This is a genomic window from Nodularia sp. UHCC 0506 (assembly GCF_034931045.1).
GTDB lineage: Bacteria > Cyanobacteriota > Cyanobacteriia > Cyanobacteriales > Nostocaceae > Nodularia.
Map to the genome: position 1 here is coordinate 51211 of NZ_JAYGHH010000035.1, position 6080 is coordinate 57290.

Annotated in this window: 6 protein-coding genes; 4 read left to right on the forward strand and 2 right to left on the reverse strand. The window is 41.8% G+C overall.

The annotated features are described in order from the left end of the window. Window positions 1-348: prolipoprotein diacylglyceryl transferase (locus VB654_RS17680; RefSeq protein ID WP_323215124.1), on the reverse strand; the 348-nt coding region annotated here is incomplete at its 3' end. A 137-nt stretch (window positions 349-485) separates the two neighbouring features. Between VB654_RS17680 and coaD the strand changes: the two genes are divergently transcribed. Together coaD and VB654_RS17690 are read left to right on the forward strand one after the other, a co-directional pair. Then, window positions 486-1037 (forward strand): pantetheine-phosphate adenylyltransferase, encoded by a 552-nt coding sequence (coaD, locus tag VB654_RS17685; protein WP_323215125.1) that lies wholly within the window; start codon window positions 486-488, stop codon window positions 1035-1037. Further along, the gene (locus VB654_RS17690) at window positions 947-1615 is read left to right on the forward strand and encodes a DivIVA domain-containing protein (protein ID WP_323215126.1); all 669 of its coding nucleotides are present in this window, start codon (window positions 947-949) and stop codon (window positions 1613-1615) included. The genes coaD and VB654_RS17690 overlap by 91 nt, the downstream gene beginning before the upstream one ends. Before the next feature lie 150 nt (window positions 1616-1765). Here VB654_RS17690 and VB654_RS17695 read toward each other — a convergent pair whose 3' ends face one another. Further along, the gene (locus VB654_RS17695; RefSeq protein WP_323215127.1) at window positions 1766-3736 is read right to left on the reverse strand and encodes an ATP-binding protein; all 1971 of its coding nucleotides are present in this window, start codon (window positions 3734-3736) and stop codon (window positions 1766-1768) included. A 185-nt stretch (window positions 3737-3921) separates the two neighbouring features. Here VB654_RS17695 and VB654_RS17700 point away from each other — a divergent pair, with 185 nt between their 5' ends. Continuing rightward, window positions 3922-5235: an eCIS core domain-containing protein gene (locus VB654_RS17700; RefSeq protein WP_323215128.1), complete on the forward strand. Its 1314-nt coding sequence runs from the start codon at window positions 3922-3924 to the stop codon at window positions 5233-5235. Between the two features lie 3 nt (window positions 5236-5238). Further along, window positions 5239-5880 carry an ankyrin repeat domain-containing protein gene (locus VB654_RS17705; RefSeq protein ID WP_323215129.1) on the forward strand — a complete coding sequence of 214 codons (642 nt, stop codon included), beginning with the start codon at window positions 5239-5241 and terminating at the stop codon, window positions 5878-5880. Window positions 5881-6080: the final 200 nt, after the last annotated feature.

A 6080-nucleotide genomic window follows, 5' to 3' on the forward strand; every position in this document is an offset into this window, starting at 1 on the left:
TGCTGCTAAAGTCCCACCAATAATCGCTCCATGAATGGCAATACCTCCTTGCCAAATAGCAATGATGCGTTCTGGGCGTTGGGAGTATTCTGACCATTCAAATAAAACATAATACAGTCGAGCTGCGGGAATCGCCCCAATCACTAGCCAAATTGATAAATCACTGATCAATTCTGGGTTAACATGACGGCGTTTTGCTAGATACTGAGAAAGGCTAACACCGATTAACACAGCTGTGGCAATTAATAAGCCATACCAGCGAATACTTATTGGCCCTATCTCCACGATAACCGGGCCAGGAGAAGTGAATTGAAACGCTAAAGGCAAAGTAGAAATATCCAATACCATGCAAAACTACCTATTCAAATACATTGTTAGCGTTACAGCAATTAAAGCAGGTTTTGTTGAGAGTGGGGAATAGGGAACTAAACTCGATACTCAATGCCTTATACTTACTTAAGTAGCTTTGGTGCATATAAAATTTTGTGATTGCTATTTACCCTGGCAGCTTTGATCCTATTACTTTAGGTCATCTTGATATCATTCAGCGTGGGAGTCGGCTGTTTGAGCAGGTGATTGTTGCTGTACTGCGAAATCCTCACAAAATACCTCTGTTTACCGTGCAGGAAAGACTAGATCAGATTCGGCTGACTACTAAACATCTGTCTAACGTGGAAGTGGATAGTTTTGACGGTTTGACTGTGAATTATGCCCAGAAACGACAAGCACAGGTGTTATTGCGGGGCTTACGGGCAATTTCTGACTTTGAGGTAGAGCTGCAAATGGCTCATACTAACAACACTCTTTCCACTCAAATAGAAACAGTTTTTCTTGCCACATCAAATGAGTATAGTTTTTTAAGTAGTAGTGTGGTAAAAGAGATTGCAAGGTTTGGCGGATCTATTGACCATCTTGTTCCCCAACAAATTGCCCTAGACATATACAAATGCTACAATCACACCCCTCCAACAGCCAACCCAATGACAACGGAACCCATCCCACTGGTGAAGAATATCCCACCGGAAAGGGAAGCGTAGATATTCTGGAGGAACTTAATCGTTTAGAAGATTTAATTCTGTATGGTCTTCGTGTTCCTCTAACTGGGCGCACGCTAGTAGATGAAGACAAGCTAATTGAACAAATCGACTTTATTCGGATTTCGTTACCAACGATTTTTCAGGAAGCAGCTACTATCCTGCAACAAAAGGATGAGGTTTTGCTGGAAGCTGAAGAATATGGACAGCAAGTGATTGAAATCGCTCAAGCTAAACGAGCGCAAATTTTAGCGGAAAGCGATATTATCAAACAAGCTGAACAGGAAGCTGAACAGTTACGCAGACAAGTTCAGCAGGAGTGTGAGGCCATGATGCAAGCTACTCTGATGGAAATTGATCAAAAGCGTCGTACTTGTCAACAAGAGTTGGATGAATTGCGACAAAATGCGATCGCACAAGCTCAAACTATTGAAACTGGCGCGGATGAATATGCTGATAGCGTGTTGGAAGGTATCGAGCAAGATTTGAAGGATATGCTACGGATTATTACGAATGGACGGCAACAATTACAACATGATGTACCACCACAACGTAATTCACACTTTCCTAAGAAAAAGTAGTTTTATTCAGCGCAGAATTCTGTGACTAATTAGCCTAATTATGCCGATTTTTATGTTTGATATTAACGGGTGACAAGGTGATTGAAGATGAGATGTGGCAATAAATTGAGAATGGGAATTGTTTTTTAGTCAAGTAACTCCATCAAAAAATCACACCCAACCTCTAGTTTCTACATCAGTAAGCATCATTCCTAGCTTCATATATTCAATCTGTGCAGATTGCTTAATATGCTTCATCATCACCGATTCCCCGCTATCAGCAGCAATAAAGGCAGCATTCAAAGCAATATTGCGGATATTCCCACCCGCTAAATTTAACCGCCCTAAATGAGTATAATTTAGATCCTTAGTGGGGGTATTTTTTGGGAAAATCTGCTGCCAAATTTCTTCTCTTTGCTTGGCATCGGGGAAATCAAATTTGACAAAAAAGCGGATACGCCTCATAAATGCCGGATCAATTGCATCTTTTAAATTAGTGGTGAGAATAGCTAAACCTTGGTATTCTTCCATTCTCTGGAGTAAATAACTGACTTCCATATTCGCATAGCGATCGCGTGCATCCTTAACTTCAGAACGCTTACCAAATAAAGCATCAGCCTCATCAAACAGCAAAATCGCCGCCCCTGCATCTGCTGCATCAAAAATCCGTCGCAGATTTTTTTCCGTCTCACCGATATACTTACTCGCCACAGCACTGAGGTCAATTCGGTATAAATCTAGGCGAAGTTCATTAGCTAACACTTCCGCAGATGTAGTTTTCCCAGTGCCGCTAGCCCCAGCAAACAAAGCACTAATACCTAAACCCCGTCGAGAAGCACTAGCAAATCCCCACTTTTCATAAACTTGGATACGTTGGCGAAGGTGTCCAGCAATACTTTGCAAAATTTGTTTTTGCGTCTTAGTAAAGACTAAATCATCCCAAGTAGCTTTAGCAGGAATCTGTTGGGCTAGATCATCTAAACCCAGACGTGCTTGAGCGCGGCAAGTATCCCATAATAGATTTTGAATATCACCAATTTCTCCCCTAGCCTCTACTAATTTTCCCCGAACTTCAGTACACACAGCATCAATTGTCGGTGCATTTAGATTAAACTGACTTACGAGAAGATTATTGATGTCTTTATTATGATTTGCTAATTCTCCCAAAGAACTTTCCCAGAGGGCGCTTTGCTCATTTCTAGTTGGGCGATGAACTTCTAGGCAGATTAAAGGACGCTGCCTTTGCCCTATTCTCTCGCGGCTAATGATAATTAGTAAGCTGTTAATTTTATCAATAATTTTGAAAATAACATTCTGTTGTGCTTTTTCTAATTCATCACCTTCACTATCAATTAACAAGACTGAATTAGTTAATATTGCCTCTCTTTCCCAAAGCAGGAGGATGTTATTTAACTCATGAATATCTTGGGGAAGATGTATTGGCGATATCGCAAAAACTTGTAGACCTAACATGGAACTAGCAGCCGCAGAAATAGCTTGCATACTACTAAAATCATCGCCATATAACTGCACAATCGGGAAATGTTTCCCTTTTTTACCCTCAGTCCAAATTGCTGCCACTTTTTGGGCTATTTTCTCGTGAGAGGGAACTAAAAAATCAACTGGATTAATTGGTGAAATTATGCCTTTAAGACGCTCATCTTGAGATTGTAAACCTAGAAGATAATGAAATATGCGCTCATCAATTCGTAACGGATTTTGGGTATGAGTTATGCCGCCTTGAATTTGGATTAATTGCCAATGACGTAAAGGAGCATCAACAGTCCAAGCACTCCAGTCTGTTGCGGGTAAAACTTTCATTGCCAAACTTATTGAGGGGTAAGCGACTTGCATATCTCCTAACACCTGACCGCACAGAGAACCGAAGGAATAATCGATTTCCATAGCGGCACACAACAACAATACATTTCGCTCAAATTCTGTGAGTTGAAAAATGGTACAAAGCTGCTCTAAAGCGGAAGGTGCAGACATCCCAAAGTTGATAGATGGCGAAATATCTTTTAGTGGTTGATGTTCTTGGCTTTCAATGGCATTTTCTAGAGTTTTGTGTACTAAAAAAATTACCTTTAGCAAATATTGATAATTAGCGGTGTACCAGTCGTTGTTCAAAGTCATATTCATTACTAGGATGTTGATTAAGAGCCGGTTAAGTCAAAATTTTTCTACGTGCTTGGCAAAAATCAGTCAAAAGGTTAAATTAGTTACAATCAGGTTAATAACATTATTACAATAACTCGCGTATGTCTCGCCACAAAGTACAAAAGTCATCTTTTGGGAACAATGCGGCTCCCAAGAAAAGCAGTTATTTGAACCAAGCAAGCTCTTGGACAAACCCTTATCAACAGAGAAATGCCAAAGCCTCAGAACAGCCGATAAATACTGTCAAGCCACCAAAAGCGGAGGAATGGCTCAAAGATAACATCATGCTCAGAGCCATAGAAACAAGGCAAGCGCAACTTCAGAGACAGCAGCTAGAGGACACTGGCACTGAACCACAGCAGCCAGTTGAAAATGTACAGATGAAGTGTGCTGCGTGTGAATCACCAGAAACTGAAGAAGAACAGAATATTGGTTCTGAAGACTTGCAGCTTAAAGAAGATGGGACAAGAACTTCAGCATCAATGCAACAGATAGCTGCAACAGGGTTTGATGGTTCAGCTACAAAACTACCTCACCTCAATCAAATTCAGCATTCATTTGGGGTTGACCTGTCTCATGTACAAGCATACATCGGTGGGAAAGCGGCAAAAGCCAGTCAAAAGATGGGCGCAGCAGCTTATGCTAGTGGTAATCAGATTGCTTTTAAGGAGCAACCGAGTTTAGAATTAGCAGCCCATGAAGCCGCCCATGTAGTGCAACAACAGTCAGGTAGAGTACAACTAGTTGGTAGTGTGGGTCAGGTAGGTGATAAGTATGAGCGGCACGCAGATGCAGTAGCACAAAGAGTGGGCGCGGGTCAATCAGCTAAAGATTTACTAGCTGAGTACAGTGATAAATCTGCTCAAGAGAATAAAGTAACCCAAGCAAGTGAAGTGGTACAACAACAACAGGTAATTGCACCGCCTCCAGTTGCACCGCCTCCAGTATTACCCCCACCTACTGGCATTCCCCCTGCTTTAGCCCCAGCCATTAAATTTGCACCCTGGATTATTCCGCTTGTAATACCTGGGGGACTATTGAACCCCCTACCAACGGCAAATGATCAAATTGACCCAAGAACTGGTCGGAATCGGTTTAAAAATCAAACAGAGCAACCTCAACCTAACTCTGTGCCGCCTTTGCCTCGACGTCATCCACACCAAACGTGCGAGAATTCGGTACTTGATCAGTTGCAAGAAAAGATGCACAATGTTTGTAACAAGATTCCGGGTGAAAGCTGTAGCCCCAGCAAAGTAAGTAAAAAAAAGCTAGACAAGCGACCATGCTCGAAGATTCGCGAACGCATTCGGGCAGTTCAGGAATGTATGCGTCTCAGACAACTTATTCAGGATAAGTGCTTTGGTGGTATACCTGATGAAGTTCATGAGAAAGCTATAAACGAATTGAGAAGTGGACTCCAACATTGTTTGGCTCTTGAAAAGGTCAACTGTACACCAGGTCACCCAATGGCAGATAAATAAATTATGTTAATGGATCTCTTTGAAGCGATCGAAAACCAGAATCTATACCGCATTGCCGAATTGCTGTCACACGGAGCTGATCCAAACAGTCTTCGCTCGGAATCTCCAGGATGGACACCGTTACATGAAGCAATTGAGCAACTTGAAGATGGTGGTGCAATTGAAACTCTAGTTCTGTTGCTTCGGCATGGTGCAGCCGTTGATACTTGGGATGCTAATCATGATTCCACACCACTACTGATGGCACTTTTCCGTGAGCAAATAGAAGCTGTTCGCTTGTTGCTTGCGGCTGGTGCAGATCCGAACGTTGTTGGCAGCGAGGGTGACTCACCACTACGCTGGTGCGTTGAACAAGGTGACTACGATACAGCAGCAATGTTACTTCGTTGTGGAGCGACCAAAACGCTCAATGGTGCTGGAGGACCAAGTGGAATGACAGCACTTGGACAAGCCGCAACCCGACTTGATTTAAAAATGATTGAACTTCTCTTACAAGCAGGAGCAGATCCAGAATTTTTGGATGCTGATAAATTTACGGCATATAGACGGTTGCCACCACGGAATGAAGCTAAAGACGATGCTGTGTGGCTTGCAGCGTCGGCACTACTAGACCCAGATTTCTCACAAGCGAGAAAAAACGCTTAGGTTAGCCAAATTTAGGACAATTTAATTGATACATTATCAAAATATGTCCAGAGATAGGTATCTCAAGGTAAAAGCCGAAATATTTAAAGATACATTAAGCACACAAAAAGTAATTAGCACTGAAACGAAAAACTTGTAATACTAAAAATTGACATACTAATTCATGAGTTAAATCAAGTAAAATAACCCAAAAAATCCTT

Excerpts from the sequence above, each read along its gene's own strand:
- VB654_RS17695 (WP_323215127.1), bottom strand. The coding sequence starts at position 3,736 with ATGAATATGACTTTGAACAACGACTGGTACACCGCTAATTATCAATAT.
- VB654_RS17705 (WP_323215129.1), top strand. The coding sequence starts at position 5,239 with ATGTTAATGGATCTCTTTGAAGCGATCGAAAACCAGAATCTATACCGC.
- VB654_RS17690 (WP_323215126.1), top strand. The coding sequence starts at position 947 with ATGCTACAATCACACCCCTCCAACAGCCAACCCAATGACAACGGAACC.